Genomic DNA, 14075 nt, shown 5'->3' with positions numbered 1-14075 from the left:
AAAAGAAGGGCCGCAGACACCTCGGAAGGTGGCTGCGGCGGCCCTGACGACTATTCGAATCAGCCGCGAACTGCGCTGATGATCGCCTCGATCGCCGAGTCGGCGTCGATCTCACGGCTCTCGCCAGTGAAGCGGTCGCGAATTTCGACCTTGCCGTCGGCCCAACCGCGTCCGACGACAACGATCAGCGGAACGCCGACCAGCTCGGAGTCCTTGAACTTCACGCCCGGCGATGCCTTGCGGTCGTCGAGGATTACTTCGAGTCCGGCACGGTCGAGTTGCGCGGCGAGGCCTTCGGCGCCTTCGCGCGCGGTCTCGTCCTTGTTCGCGATCACGAGGTAGACGTCGGCCGGTGAAACCTCGGCAGGCCAGCGCAGGCCCTTTTCGTCGTGATGCTGCTCGGCAATGACGGCCACCAGACGCGAGACGCCGACGCCGTACGAACCCATGGTCGGGCGGACGGGCTTGCCGTTCTCGGCGAGGACGTCGACGGTGAAGACGTCGGTGTACTTACGGCCGAGCTGGAAGACGTGCCCGATCTCGATACCGCGAGCCGAGACCAGCGTGCCGGCTCCGTCCGGAGAGGCGTCGCCGTCGCGGACTTCGGCAGCTTCGATGGTTCCGTCGGGGGTGAAGTCACGACCGGCAACGAGGCCGACCACGTGCTTGCCGTCTTCGTCGGCGCCGGTAATCCAGCTGGTGCCGTCGACGACGCGCGGATCGACAAGGTAGCGAACACCGTTGGCCTGCAGTGCCTTCGGGCCGATGTAACCCTTTGCCAGGAACGGGTTGTTCTTGAAGTCGGTCTCGGTGATCATCACGAACTCGGCCGGCTCCAGCGAAGCTTCGAGGCGCTTTTCGTCGACCTCACGGTCGCCGGGGATGCCGATACCGAGCAGTTCCCACTCGCCGCCGGGTAGGCGGGTCTTGACCATGATGTTCTTGAGAGTGTCGGCGGCGGTGATCGTGCGGCCGAGGTCGGCACCGTTGGCCCAGTCCACCAGGGTGTCGATGGTGGGTGTGTTCTCGGTGTCGTACACCTTGGCTTCGGGCAGTCCGTCGAACGGAATCGAGTCCGGAACAACCGTCTTGACGGCCTCGACGTTGGCGGCGTAGCCCGACTCGAGGCAGCGGACGTAGGTGTCTTCGCCGATCTCGCTCTCGGCGAGGAACTCTTCGGAAGCGCTACCGCCCATCGCACCGGAGGTGGCCGAGACGATGACGTATTTGACACCCAGACGCGTGAAGATCTTCTCGTAGGCGCCGCGGTGCGCCTGGTACGACTCCGTCAGGCCTTCATCGCTGAGGTCGAAGGAGTAGGAATCCTTCATGAGGAACTCGCGACCGCGCAGAATGCCCGCACGCGGACGTTCTTCGTCGCGGTACTTGGTCTGCACCTGGTACAGGGTGACCGGGAAGTCCTTGTAGGAGTTGTACTCGCCCTTGACCGTCAGAGCAAAGAGCTCCTCGTGCGTCGGGCCGAGCATGTAGTCGTTGCCCTTGCGGTCCTTGAGGCGGAACAGGTTGGGGCCGTACTCGGTCCAGCGGTTCGACGCCTCGTAGGGATCGCGCGGGAGCAGAGCAGGCAGCAGAATTTCCTGCCCACCAATGGCATTCATTTCTTCGCGGACAACACGCTCAACCTCGCGCAGCACCCGCAATCCCAGCGGCAACCACGAGTAGACGCCTGGCGCGATACGACGCACGTAGCCGGCACGAACCAGCAATTTGTGGCTGGCAACTTCGGCGTCCGAGGGATCGTCACGCAGGGTACGCAGGAACAGGTGGGACAGACGGGTAATCACGAGGTGTAAGGATAGTCGCCGCAGTCGGCCGAGCGGGCCTCGGTACGGTTACAGCGTGCTAGTACTGCTGCCTCCCTCAGAAACCAAGTCCGACGGCGGCAAGGATGCGCCCCTCGATCTGGCCGAACTGTCGATGCCACAGTTGACCGAAACGCGCGAATTGCTGGTCCAGACGCTGGTCGATCTGGCCGCTGACGTCGAGGCGTCGTGCGAAGCGCTCGGCCTTGGTCCGACGCAAGCAGACGAGGTGGAGCGCAACGCCAAGCTGTGGGTGTCCGCGACGCGGCCCGCGCTGCAGCGCTACACCGGAGTACTCTTCGATGCCCTCGACGCGAAGTCGTTCACCCGTGCCCAGAAGGCCAAGGCTCTCGATCGGATCGCGATCGGTTCCGCTCTTTTCGGTGCGGTCCGCGCGGGAGATCTGATCCCCGCCTACCGCCTTTCCGGCGGGTCCAAGCTGCCGGGGATGGGCACGCTCCGCTCACTGTGGAAGCCGGAACTGCCGAAGGCGCTGGCCGCCGAAGCGGACGGGCTGGTGATCGATCTGCGATCGGGTACCTACCAAGACCTCGGACCGGTTCCGGACGCACTGATCGCCACCGTGCTCACCGAAAAGCCGGACGGCACCCGGACGGTGGTCAGTCACTTCAACAAGCACCACAAGGGTCTGCTCGCCCGTGCGCTGGTGGTCTCGCGTGCCGAACCGACCGATATCAAGGGTGTTGCGCGGGTGGCGTCGAAGGCAGGCCTGCGGGTGGAAATCGCGTCGGAGCGTGAACTGATCATCCTGACGGATTGATGGCTTCGGCTGTCAAGTGCCGCAGAAGGTTTGGAACGTCTCACTGAAGGACTGCGGGGCCGCCTCGGTGTAGTCGGACCACTCGTCGCGTCGGTCGAACGGGTGCGTGACCACCTCCAACAGCTTCTCGAAGGGAACGAGGTCGCCGTCGGTCGCGGCGCGCAACGCAGCGTCGAGCTGATGATTACGCGGAATGTACAGCGGGTTGACGCGATCCATGGCGCCGGCGGTCTCCGCGGACCCGCGCCCCTGTTCCGTCAGAGCGCCCAGCCACCGCTGCAACCAGGGCGCGATGTGGTCTCGTGGCACAAGATTGTCGAGGGGCGCCGAATCTCCGCGCAGTTCGTCCGCGAGAGCGCGGAAACTGCCTGTCCAATCGGCACCGTGTTCCGCCAACAATGTCAGGAGATCGTCGACGAGCGTCCGATCGCCGATCGCCTGGGCCAGACCGAGTTTTGCCGCGAGACCGGCCGCGTAGTGACCCTCGTAGCGCTCGTCGAAGGTCTCGAGAACTGCTGACACCGCGGAAATTGCTTCGTCGGGTGTGGAATCGATCAGTGGCAACAGTGTTTCTGCCAAGCGCGCCAGGTTCCACTTCAGTACAGCGGGCTGATTGCCGAATGCATAGCGGCCCCCGTGGTCGATCGAGCTGAACACTGCCGCCGGATCGAATGCGTCGAGGAAGGCGCACGGACCGTAGTCGATGGTCTCCCCCGAAATTGTCGTGTTGTCGGTATTCATGACCCCGTGTACGAAACCGACGAGCATCCACCTCGCCGCCAGTGACGCCTGCGCCTCGACCACCGCCTCGAAGAACCTCAGGTACCGATTGTGTGTACCCGTCGCCGGCAGTTCGGTCAGCTCCGGGTAATGGCGGGCGATCGCGAAGTCGGCGAGCGACTGCAGGACTTCACCCTGCCGGGCCGCGAACTCGAAGGTCCCCACTCGAATATGGCTCGACGCTACCCGGGCAAGCACAGCACCGGGTTCCGCGCCGTTGCGGCGAACGTGGCGACCCGTCGCCACCACCGACAGCGCGCGCGTGGTGGGGATGCCGAGGGCGTACATCGCCTCGCTGACCAGATATTCGCGCAGCATCGGCCCTACGACTGCATACCCGTCGCCGCCCCGAGAGAACGGCGTGGGCCCGGAGCCCTTCAGATGCAAGTCAACTCGCTGCCCGTCATTGGTGACGAGTTCGCCGAGTAACAACGCCCGACCGTCCCCGAGTATTGGTGCGTATCCACCGAACTGATGGCCCGCATACGCCATCGCCACCGGTGTGGCCCCGACCGGCACCGTCGACCCGGACAGGACGCCGACCCCGTCCGCACTTCGCAGCACCGTCACGTCCAATCCCAACGACGCGGCCAGTTGCTCGTTCACCACGAGCAACTGCGGGTCAGGCGCGGCAGCACCCTGCCACGGCACGGTCAGGGCGCCCAGCTCGTCGGCGAACGTGCTCTCGAGGCCGGCCACGATGGTGACCGCGCCTGCTGTGGATTCCTGGATTGCAGCCATCACACGAGAGTAGTCACCGTGAGACGACCTATCGATCAGCCCTGATCGATGTACGACTCGAGTTGATCGCGCTCACTCTTGAGCTCGTCGATGCGACTCTTCACCACGTCCCCGATACTCACGATGCCGAGAAGGCTGCCGTCCTCGATGACCGGCAGATGGCGGATACGACGCTCGGTCATGATCGCGGCAATGCTGTCCACCGCATCTGCCGGAACGCACGTGTACATCAGCGCGGTCATGACCTCGGAAACCTGGATATCCAGGAGATCCGGGCCGCGTTCGTGCAGGCGTCGAACGACATCGCGTTCGGAGATGATCCCGACCACCGCGTCGTCGTCGACCACGACCATGGCCCCGATGTTGTGGCGGGCGAGATCGCACAGCAACCCGTTGACCGTCGTGTGTGCGTCAATGGTGACGATGCTGTTGCCCTTGTTTCGCAATATGTCCGCGATCCGCATCACGGCACCCCGATCCGTCGAGACTCTCGGCACGTCCTGCAACGATCGTATCGGCTGGCGAAGCGGATAAACAGGGCTGATCAGGCGATTCCCTGAGCTGCCTTCTCCGCCGCTTGTGCCTGGGCTACCTGTGAGGGCGTGAACCTGATGCAGAGCGCTGCGATACCGGCGAACACCGCGCAGACCGCGCAGCCGACGAGCGCGAAGGTGTATCCCTCGCCGAGCGCGATCAATTGCGCCGGATTCATCTCCGCGGCCTTGCCTGAAGTGCCGCCGAGCGAGAGCGTCTTGGACGTCGCCATCGCACCGATCACCGACAGCGCCAGTGGTCCACCGAGCGTCTGGGCAACCTGGGAAATGGCGGTCAGTGGGCCGATCTCGGTCTCGGGTACTCCGGCGATCGCGCACAGTGGCAAGGGCACCATCGCGAGGCCGATACCGAATCCGATTCCGATCACGGGCACGAACAAGTTGGCGAGGTAGGTGGAATCGGAATCGAGAGTAGATCCGTAGAGGAGTCCGACGATCATGATCACGACGCCGGTGAGGACCAGCCACCGCGGCTGAATCTTCACTGCGAGCTTGGATGCAACCGAGGCGGCGGCGCCTAATCCGAACGCGAACGGAATGAACGCGATACCGGCACGCAGCGGCGAATACTGCATGATGTCCTGCACGAACAACGCGACGAAAGCCGTCATGCTGAACATCGCGCCACCGACGAAGAAGATGGCCAGAAACGTCGCGACGCGGTTGCGATCGGCGAACAAGGAGAACGGCAACAGCGGATTGTCTGCAGTTCGCTCGACGAAGAGGAAGGCTGCGAGGGCGACCAGGCCGACAGCCAATGCCCCGACGACGGCGATACTCCCCCACCCCATTTCCGGGCCTTCGGTGAGAGCAAAAACGACACCGGTGCATCCGAGGGTTGCGAGGATCGCGCCGGGGACATCCAACGCCAGACGCGTCTGATTCGTCTCTCGAAGGGCGCGGAACGCCATGCCGACGAGCGCGATGCCGATCGGGACGTTGATGAGGAAGATCAGACGCCATGACACCTCGGTCAACGCGCCGCCGATGATCAGACCGGCGATCGATCCGACGCCCGTCATGGCGGCAAAAATCGCGATGGCCTGATTTCGAGCCGGACCTGCGGCGAAAGTCGTGGCAACAAGGGCGAAGGCGGTGGGCGAGGCCACGGCCGCGCCAACGCCTTGCAGCGCCCGCGCTGCGATCAACATGCCCTCGTTCAGGGCGAGACCACAGAGCAACGACGCCACCGTGAACAGGGAGACTCCGGCGATGAACATCTTCTTGCGCCCGTACGCGTCACCGAGGCGCCCACCGAGCAACATGAGCCCACCAAAAGCCAGCGCATAAGAGGTCAGTACCCAGTTGCGGCCACTGTCGCTCAGTCCGAGATCAGCCTGCAGCGGGGCAAGCGCGAGGTTTGCGACGGTGCCGTCGAGCACCACCATCATCTGCAAACCACTCAGGACGATGATGGCGAGCCCGATGACTCGAGTCACTATCGGAGCGTTAGCCGAAGCGGTTTCAGACGTTGGGGAATCAGACACAAGACTTCACGTTACCCAGCGTCGACAGAAAAGCCCGCGACCGGCCCGATCACGATGATCGCCGGAGGCTTGATCTCCTCGTCCTTGACGCGCTGAGCAACGGTCGCCAGATCGGCCCGAAGTTCACGCTGAGTTCGCAACGTGCCCTCTTGGATCACGGTGACGGGCGTGGTTGCGGGGCGTCCACCGTCAACGAGCGCCTTCGCGAACTGATCGATGCGCTCGACCGCCATGAGCAGCACGATCGTGCCTCGCAACTTGGCCAGTGCCGACCAGTCGACCAGCGAATCCGGATGATCCGGAGCCACGTGCCCACTGACGACGACGAACTCGTGGGTGACGCCGCGGTGGGTGACCGGGATGCCTGCGGCCGACGGGACCGAGATCGCGCTCGTGATTCCGGGCACTACGGTCACCGGAACGCCGGCAGCGGCACACGCTTCGAGTTCTTCGTATCCCCGCCCGAAGACGTACGGGTCCCCGCCCTTGAGGCGGACCACGAACTTGCCTGCCTTCGCGTTGTCGATCAGTGCGGCGTTGATGGCCTCCTGAGCCATGGCGCGGCCGTACGGAATCTTCGCGGCGTCGATCACCTCGACGTCCGGACCCAGTTCGGCGAGCAACTCCGGCGGAGCCAATCTGTCAGCCACGACGACGTCGGCCCGGGCGAGCAACCGGCGTCCTCGCACGGTGATCAGGTCGGGGTCACCCGGGCCACCACCGACGAGGGCAACACCCGCAGCAGCAGGCTCGGCCGTATCGGCGAGGACGCCCGACTGAAGACCTTCGACGACGGCGGTGCGCACGGCTGCCGAACGACGGTGATCGCCGCCGGCCAGAATTCCGATGCTCATACCGTCGTACTCGGCGCTGGCGGGAGTCACCGCCGTGCCATGCTTCGCGTTGTCGGCGCGCACGCAGAAGATGTGGCGACGCTCCGCTTCGGCGACAATCGCCGCATTGGTTTCAGGCTCGTCGGTCGAGGCGATGGCGTACCACGCACCTTCGAGGTCGCCGTCGGCGTACGGGCGCTCTTCGACCGTGATCTGTCCGGCCGTGGCCATACCTTCGACGGCTGGAGTGAATGCGCGGCTGATGACGTGAACACGGGCACCGGAGGCGACCAGCAGTCCGAGTCGGCGCTGAGCCACAGTGCCGCCACCGAACACGACCACGCGTCGATCGGTCAGGTTGAGGCCGACCAAGTAGTTGGTCTCGTCTGCGGTGGACTCGCTCACTCGCACTCCGTTTCGTCGTCAGAATTGTTCAAGCTGGAGGGAACTTTACGGGCCGCGGCTACGGTCACTCCATCCCTGGCAGTCTTGGTCACTACGAGCCGGCCACCCACGGAGGCGAGGATTGCCGCCGCTTCCGCGACGCTTGCCGTCCCGATCGCGTGCTCGACGCGAGTCGACGGTGACGGAACCCGAACCCGCCCAAGTACGTCCGAGTCGAAACTCGCAATCGGGACGTTCAGCTCATCGGCCGCTGCCAACAGAGCCGCAGACGCCGCTTTTCCGGTCACAGTGGCGAGGACCACGATCCTCGCTTGCCCCCGCAGCACGGCGTTCACCGCAGCGACGATGTCCTTCGCGGTGGCACTCGTCGTGAATCCAACACCTATACAGAGGTCATCCCCGAGCGGCATCGACGAACTTCGCGATCGATTGGGGCTGCCCCACCGGATGAGTGTGCAGATACGACGCGTGGACGCCGCCGCGAACAAATCCTTCGCGGACACTGCCGCCGTCCCACGGCCGCCACCCCCACGCGCCGGCACAACCGTCCGCGTCTGTCGAGACGAGAGACGTTCGGTGGAACTCGTGACCGGTGACACGGGAGCCCGCGTCGAAGAGGCTGGAGTCGCTGATCGCCACTGCCTCGCGGTAGCCGAGGGTCAGGCGTTTTCCGAACGTCGCGTCCACCCCGACAACACCGGCCATGCCGTGACCGTCCAGGCTGCGCGCGAGGTAGAGCAGTCCGGCACACTCGGCGTGGATCGGTGCACCGCCGTCCGCCAGGTCACGAACCTGCTGCAGCAGAACGGTATTGGCCGCAAGGTCCACCGCGTGTTCTTCCGGGAAGCCGCCGGGAAGGACCAGAGCGGCAGTTCCCGCGGGAAGCTCGTCGTGCAACGGATCGAACACCTGCACGTCCGCGCCGCCAGCGGTCAGTAGTTCCCGATGCTCGGCGTAGCCGAAGGTGAAGGCAGGTCCACCAGCCATGGCGACCACCGGCCGAGATTCGGCGTGCCCACCGATTTCGGCAACCGGATCCCATGCAGCAGAGCTGACGTTCGAGGCGGCCAGCGCGCGAACAGCACCCAGATCGACGTGCGAGGCAATCAGGTCGGACATCGCGTCCACCGCGGCCACGGCGGCCGCGCCGTGCTCGGCCGCCGGAATCAGACCGAGGTGCCGAGACGGAACTTCGAGTTCCGTCAACCGCGGTACCACTCCGAGCACCGCGACGCCGACCTTGTCGCACGCATGACGCAACACCTGCTCGTGACGAGCGCTCCCGACGCGGTTGAGGATGACGCCGCCGATGCGCACACCTGCGTCGTACGTCGCGAAGCCGTGCAGTACGGCGGCCAGACTCTGACTGTGTCCACGGGCGTCGATGACGAGAACCACCGGCGCACCGAGGATTGATGCGACCTGCGCCGTCGATCCTTCGGCCGACGGCTGCGAGTTGGCCTCGTCGATCTTTCCGTCGAACAGACCCATGACGCCTTCGACCACGGCGATGTCGCAGCCGGCGGTTCCATGCCGGTAGAGCGGTCCGATGCGATCCGGGCCGACCAGGACAGTGTCGAGGTTGCGTCCGGGCCGCCCTGCCGCGAGTCCGTGATAACCCGGGTCGATGTAGTCCGGCCCCACCTTGAAGGGTGCAACGCTGCTACCGGACCGTCGCAGCGCACCGATCAATCCCGTTGCCACCGTGGTCTTTCCGCTACCCGAGGCAGGAGCGGCGATCACCACGGCCGGAGTGGAAGGACTTACCATTCGATGCCCCGTTGACCCTTTCGGCCGGCATCCATCGGGTGCTTGATCTTCGTCATCTCGGTCACGAGGTCGGCGGCGTCGATCAGCGCCTGCGGGGCGTCACGCCCCGTGATGACGACGTGCTGGTTGCCTGGGCGATCGCGCAGTGTCTGCACCACCTCGTCCACGTCCACCCAACCCCACTTGAGCGGGTACGTGAACTCGTCGAGGACATAGAATCGATGCTCTTCGCCTGCAAGCCTTCTCGCGATCTCCTGCCAACCCTCCGCCGCGGCAGCAGCATGATCTTCCTCGCTACCGGCCTTGCGTGTCCATGACCAACCTTCGCCCATCTTGTGCCACTGCACCGGCCCACCGACACCGGTTTCGTCATGCAGGTTTCCGAGCGCGCGGAACGCGGCTTCCTCACCGACCTTCCACTTGGCACTCTTCACGAACTGGAACACGCCGATGTCGAACCCTTGATTCCAGGCACGCAGCGCCATGCCGAAAGCGGCGGTGGACTTCCCCTTTCCAGGGCCGGTGTGCACGGCAAGTACCGGCGCGTTACGACGCTGACGCGTGGTCAGACCGTCGTCGGGAACTGTCTCGGGAACACCCTTGGGCATCGCGAACTCCTGAGCTGGGATCTAGGCTGCGGCGCGGACGACACCCGCGACCTGCTGCGCTGACAATTCGGCGAGGCGGACGTATCCGCCACGTAGTTCTCGGGCCAACTCGGCGGCCAACCCCAGACGCACGAGGCCGGTCTCGCAATCGACGACGATGGACGCGACGGACGCGTCGGCAAGAAGGTGCGCGGCGACGCGGGCGCGATGCAGCGCATCCTTGCCGCCGGTAGCCCGGCCGTCCGTGAGCGTGACGACGAGGGCGCGACGCTGCGGATCACGAAGGCGCTCACGCAGAACCACCTCACGGGCACGCAGGAATCCCTCTGCGAGTGGCGATTTGCCGCCGGTACGCATGGACTGCAGACGACGAACAGCGATGTCCACCGACGACGTCGGCGGCAGTACGAGCTCGGCCTCGCGACCACGGACCGTGATGACGGCGACCTTGTCGCGGCGCTGATAAGCGTCGCGCAGCAGCGACACAACCGCACCGGTGACCGCTGAGAGCCGATCGCGTGCCGCCATCGACCCCGAGGCGTCCACAACGAAGACGATCAGATTGCCTTCTCGCCCTTCACGAATCGCGCCGCGGAGATCAGCAGGTGCCAGCCGCAGCCGTCCAGCAGTGCGACCGCGCGCAACTTGGGACTCGGCTGCGGCGAAGACCGTGCTCGTCAGATGCAACCCGTGACCACGCTCCCGGGTGGATCGCACGACCCGTCCGCGGGACGACATGGACCGCGAGCGGCGTCCCGGTGCACCTTCACCGACTCCCGGAACTTCGAGGAGCTTGGCCTTGAACTCGCCGGCCGGTGGTGCCGAAGGTCGATCGGTGGCGCGTACTCCCCCACCAGGTCCGTCAGGGTCTTCCGGGCCGTCGTCGTCCGGACCCTCGTCTTCGGGGCCACCATCTTCCGGGCCACCATCTTCCGGGCCACGGCCTTCGTCAGGGCCACGGTCTTCGTCAGGGCCACGGTCTTCGGGACTCTCGGGAGGTTCGGGCTCTCCGTCGCGCGCGTCGTCCTCGACCTGAGACTGGGCGTCCTGATCGGCCTGCTCGAGTGCGTCGTCCAACTGCTGCTGGTCCAAGCCCGGCTCGTCGAACGGATCGCGGCGGCGGCGATGCGGCAGCGTCAGTTCCGCCGCTACTCGCACGTCCTCCGCAGTGACCTCAGTGTCGCCTCGCCACGCGGCGTGGGCGGTCGCGGTGCGCGCGAGCACCAAGTCGGCGCGCATTCCGTCGACGTCGAACGACGCACACAGCGAGGCGATACGACGCAGCTCGCGGTTGCTCAGCTCGACCGAGTCCAGTTTCTCACGCGCCGTGAGGATTTCGGCTGCCAACTCCTCATCGGCTGATTCGTACCGAGCGACAAATGCCTCGGGGTCACGCTCGTAGTCGAGGCGGCGACGCACCACTTCCATGCGCACGTCGACGTCGCGGGAAGCTGCGACGTCGACAGCCAGACCGAATCGGTCCAACAACTGCGGACGTAGTTCTCCCTCTTCGGGATTCATCGTGCCGACGAGTACGAACTTGGCCGGGTGCGAATGGGAGATGCCGTCACGCTCGATGTGGACCCTGCCCATCGCCGCGGCGTCGAGAAGCACGTCGACCAGGTGGTCGTGAAGCAGATTCACCTCGTCGACGTACAGAACACCCTGGTGAGCGGCGGCAAGCAGGCCCGGCTGGAAAGCGCGCTCACCGTCACGGAGAACTTTCTCGAGGTCGATCGAGCCGATAACTCGGTCTTCGGTGGCGCCGACGGGCAGTTCCACCAAGCGGGCCGGTCGCATCGTTCCGGCGTCGTCGACCGCGGGCAGCAGCGCAGTCAGCGCGCGCACGACCGTCGACTTGGCAGTTCCCTTCTCACCGCGGACCAGGACTCCACCGATCCCCGGATGCACAGCACACAGGATCAGCGCCAATCGCAATTGATCCTGGCCGACCACAGCACTGAACGGGAAGCCCGCCACTGGTCGATCTTCTTCACTTCGCACGTCGATATCCCTCCACCTCTCGGTTTCCTCGCCGAGAATTTGGCTGCACTCGAATGTCGCGGCAACCTGGCTGAGATCTCCCGACCAATCGGTAGAGGAGAGATCTTTCACAGTGGCGGGACCGCGCCTGGATCGAACAGGACTTCCCCGCGAGCATTCGGTATCGAAAAAACCCTAGTCGGCTCACTTTCCCATGAGCCGACCAGGGTCAAATCTCCGACGAACTAGCTGACAGCCACGAAAGGCTCTCCCCCACCACGACGCATCGGGGTGTGCGGGATGCCGTCTTCGATGAACTCTTCACCGTCGGCCTTGAATCCGTGCTTGGCGTACATCTCGACCAGGTAGGTCTGCGCGTTGATCCGACACGGCGCTTCGCCGACCTCGGCCAGCGCAGCCTGCAGGAGGCGGGTCGTATGCCCCTGTCCACGAGCCTGACGCGACGTGCAGAGACGCCCGATTCGGAAGCTCTTGTTTCCGTCGTCGTGCTCTTCGAGCAGACGGAGTGTGCACACCACCTGGCCGTCCTGCTCGAGCCAGAAGTGGCGGGTTTCCGTCAGCAGGTCCCGCCCGTCCAACTCGGGATACGGGCAGGCCTGCTCGACGACAAAGACCTCCACTCGAAGCTTCAACAACTCGTAGAAGGTCTTGTTGTCGAGGTCGAGTGCCCATGAACGCTTCAAAGCTGCTGTTGCCGTCATGGGTTGGACTATCACACAGTCGCGGCGGTATCCGCGACCGGAGCCGATTCGGAAGCACCGGCAGAATCGAGCTCGAGAACCTTCGAGGACCAATCCCAGACCTGGTTGAACAGGCCTTCGTTGTCGGTGAGTTTGACGCCGATGGACGGAACCATCTCGCGAAGCTTGCCCTTCCAACCCTGGAACTCGGTCGGGAAGCAGCGCTCGAGCACGTCCAGCATCGCCGGAACGGCCGTCGACGCACCGGGCGAAGCACCGAGCAGGCCGGCGATGGAACCGTCCTCAGCGGCGACCACCGCGGTGCCGAATTCGAGAACACCACCCTTGCCCTTGGCCCGGCGGATCACCTGGACACGCTGGCCGGCGGTGATGAGTTCCCAGTCCTGCGCCTGCGCCTTGGGCGCGAATTCACGCAGATCCCAGATGCGACCGGCTTCGTTCTTGGCGAGCTCGCTCACCAGGTACTTGACCAGGCCGAGCTCGCTGACACCGACGCCGAGCATCGAGAGGATGTTGTTCGGCTTGACCGAGCCGGGCAGGTCCGTGACGCGACCCTGCTTGAGGAACTTCGGCGACCAACCGGCGTACGGGCCGAACAGCAGACCCGGCTTGTTGCCGATGACACGGGTGTCGAGGTGAGGCACCGACATGGGCGGGGCGCCGACAGCAGCCTTGCCGTAGACCTTGGCGCTGTGCTGGTCGATGAGTTCGGGGTTGGTGCAGCGCAGGAAAGCGCCGCTGACCGGGAAGCCGCCGAAGCCCTTGGCTTCCTTGATGCCCGACTTCTGCAGCAGGTGCAGGGCGCCGCCACCGGCACCGACGAACACGAAGCGCGAGCGAACGGTGCGCTTTTCACCGGTACGACGGTTGGTGACCTTGACGGTCCAGGACTTGTCCGAGTTCTGGGTCAGGTTGGTGACCTCGTGGCCGAAGTACATCTTGCCGCCGGTCTTACCGATGTAGCCGATGAGCTGCTTGGTGAGCGCTCCGAAATCGACGTCGGTGCCGTCTTGGCTCCAGTTCAGGGCGATGGGATCCGAGAAGTCGCGTCCCTTGGCCATGAGTGGCAAACGCTTGCTGAACTCGGCCGGATCGTCGATGTATTCCATGCCGCGGAAGAGCGTGTGGCCGGCAAGTGCGTCGTAGCGAGCACGCAGGTACTTGGCGTTGGCCTCACCGTGAACGAAGCTCACGTGTGCGATGGGGTTGATGAATTCCTTGGGCTGAGTCAGGACGCCCTGCTCGACCGCGTGTGCCCAGAACTGGCGGGACACCTGGAACTGCTCGTTGACGTTGACGGCCTTCTTGATGTCGACCGTGCCGTCCGAGTTCTCCGGGGTGTAATTGAGCTCACACAGGGCGGAGTGACCGGTTCCCGCGTTGTTCCAGGGGTCGCTGCTCTCGGCTGCGACGGCATCGAGCCGCTCGAAGGTCGAGATCGACCAATCGGGCTGCAGCTGGCGCAGCAATGCGCCCAGCGTGGCGCTCATGATGCCTGCGCCCACGAGCACTACATCCGTCTTCGTCTCTACCGCGTTCTGATTCGACACTGGAGAATCGACTTCCTTGTCATTAGCCGTGCGCGCAT

Annotated in this window: 12 protein-coding genes; 1 reads left to right on the top strand and 11 read right to left on the bottom strand. The window is 64.7% G+C overall.

Annotated features, from left to right (window positions below):
* Nucleotides 1-59 precede the first annotated feature (59 nt).
* Nucleotides 60-1805, bottom strand: a complete 1746-nt coding sequence (locus ABWI03_RS16640; RefSeq protein ID WP_298780083.1) for a proline--tRNA ligase — start codon at nucleotides 1803-1805, stop codon at nucleotides 60-62.
* A 55-nt stretch (nucleotides 1806-1860) separates the two neighbouring features.
* Here ABWI03_RS16640 and yaaA point away from each other — a divergent pair, with 55 nt between their 5' ends.
* A complete protein-coding gene (gene yaaA, locus ABWI03_RS16635; RefSeq protein WP_007735009.1) occupies nucleotides 1861-2604 on the top strand; it encodes a peroxide stress protein YaaA in 744 nt (247 codons plus the stop codon).
* A gap of 12 nt (nucleotides 2605-2616) precedes the next feature.
* On the opposite strand, the gene ABWI03_RS16630 is transcribed toward yaaA, so the two are convergent.
* From ABWI03_RS16630 to mqo, 10 genes are all read right to left on the bottom strand, one after another.
* On the bottom strand, nucleotides 2617-4125 hold the full coding sequence (locus tag ABWI03_RS16630) for a protein adenylyltransferase SelO (protein ID WP_298780087.1): 1509 nt from the start codon (nucleotides 4123-4125) through the stop codon (nucleotides 2617-2619).
* Nucleotides 4126-4160: 35 nt separating this feature from the next.
* Complete coding sequence (locus tag ABWI03_RS16625; protein ID WP_047888847.1) at nucleotides 4161-4589, bottom strand: CBS domain-containing protein; 429 nt, start codon at nucleotides 4587-4589, stop codon at nucleotides 4161-4163.
* A gap of 80 nt (nucleotides 4590-4669) precedes the next feature.
* A complete protein-coding gene (locus tag ABWI03_RS16620; protein WP_435054166.1) occupies nucleotides 4670-6166 on the bottom strand; it encodes an MFS transporter in 1497 nt (498 codons plus the stop codon).
* 11 nt (nucleotides 6167-6177) lie between these two features.
* Nucleotides 6178-7404: a uroporphyrinogen-III C-methyltransferase gene (cobA, locus tag ABWI03_RS16615; RefSeq protein WP_007735001.1), complete on the bottom strand. Its 1227-nt coding sequence runs from the start codon at nucleotides 7402-7404 to the stop codon at nucleotides 6178-6180.
* The gene (locus ABWI03_RS16610; RefSeq protein WP_298780096.1) at nucleotides 7401-7814 is read right to left on the bottom strand and encodes a cobalamin biosynthesis protein; all 414 of its coding nucleotides are present in this window, start codon (nucleotides 7812-7814) and stop codon (nucleotides 7401-7403) included. Before ABWI03_RS16610 ends, cobA begins: the two co-directional genes overlap by 4 nt.
* Nucleotides 7798-9174, bottom strand: coding sequence for a cobyrinic acid a,c-diamide synthase CobB (locus ABWI03_RS16605; protein ID WP_298780099.1), 1377 nt, complete (start codon nucleotides 9172-9174; stop codon nucleotides 7798-7800). Before ABWI03_RS16605 ends, ABWI03_RS16610 begins: the two co-directional genes overlap by 17 nt.
* Entirely contained in the window at nucleotides 9168-9782 is a 615-nt protein-coding gene (gene cobO, locus ABWI03_RS16600; RefSeq protein ID WP_019748043.1) for a cob(I)yrinic acid a,c-diamide adenosyltransferase, read from the bottom strand. Before cobO ends, ABWI03_RS16605 begins: the two co-directional genes overlap by 7 nt.
* Nucleotides 9783-9803: 21 nt before the next feature.
* A complete protein-coding gene (locus ABWI03_RS16595; protein ID WP_298780104.1) occupies nucleotides 9804-11786 on the bottom strand; it encodes a magnesium chelatase subunit D family protein in 1983 nt (660 codons plus the stop codon).
* Between the two features lie 224 nt (nucleotides 11787-12010).
* A complete protein-coding gene (locus ABWI03_RS16590; RefSeq protein WP_003942808.1) occupies nucleotides 12011-12487 on the bottom strand; it encodes a GNAT family N-acetyltransferase in 477 nt (158 codons plus the stop codon).
* Between the two features lie 11 nt (nucleotides 12488-12498).
* Nucleotides 12499-14037, bottom strand: a complete 1539-nt coding sequence (gene mqo, locus ABWI03_RS16585; RefSeq protein WP_003942820.1) for a malate dehydrogenase (quinone) — start codon at nucleotides 14035-14037, stop codon at nucleotides 12499-12501.
* Nucleotides 14038-14075 lie beyond the last annotated feature (38 nt).

Source organism: Rhodococcus baikonurensis, from assembly GCF_040489275.1.
Classification (GTDB): Bacteria; Actinomycetota; Actinomycetes; order Mycobacteriales; family Mycobacteriaceae; genus Rhodococcus_F; species Rhodococcus_F baikonurensis.
The sequence above is the reverse complement of the archived record's forward strand: the minus strand, read 5'-3'. Positions and strand labels throughout refer to the sequence as shown.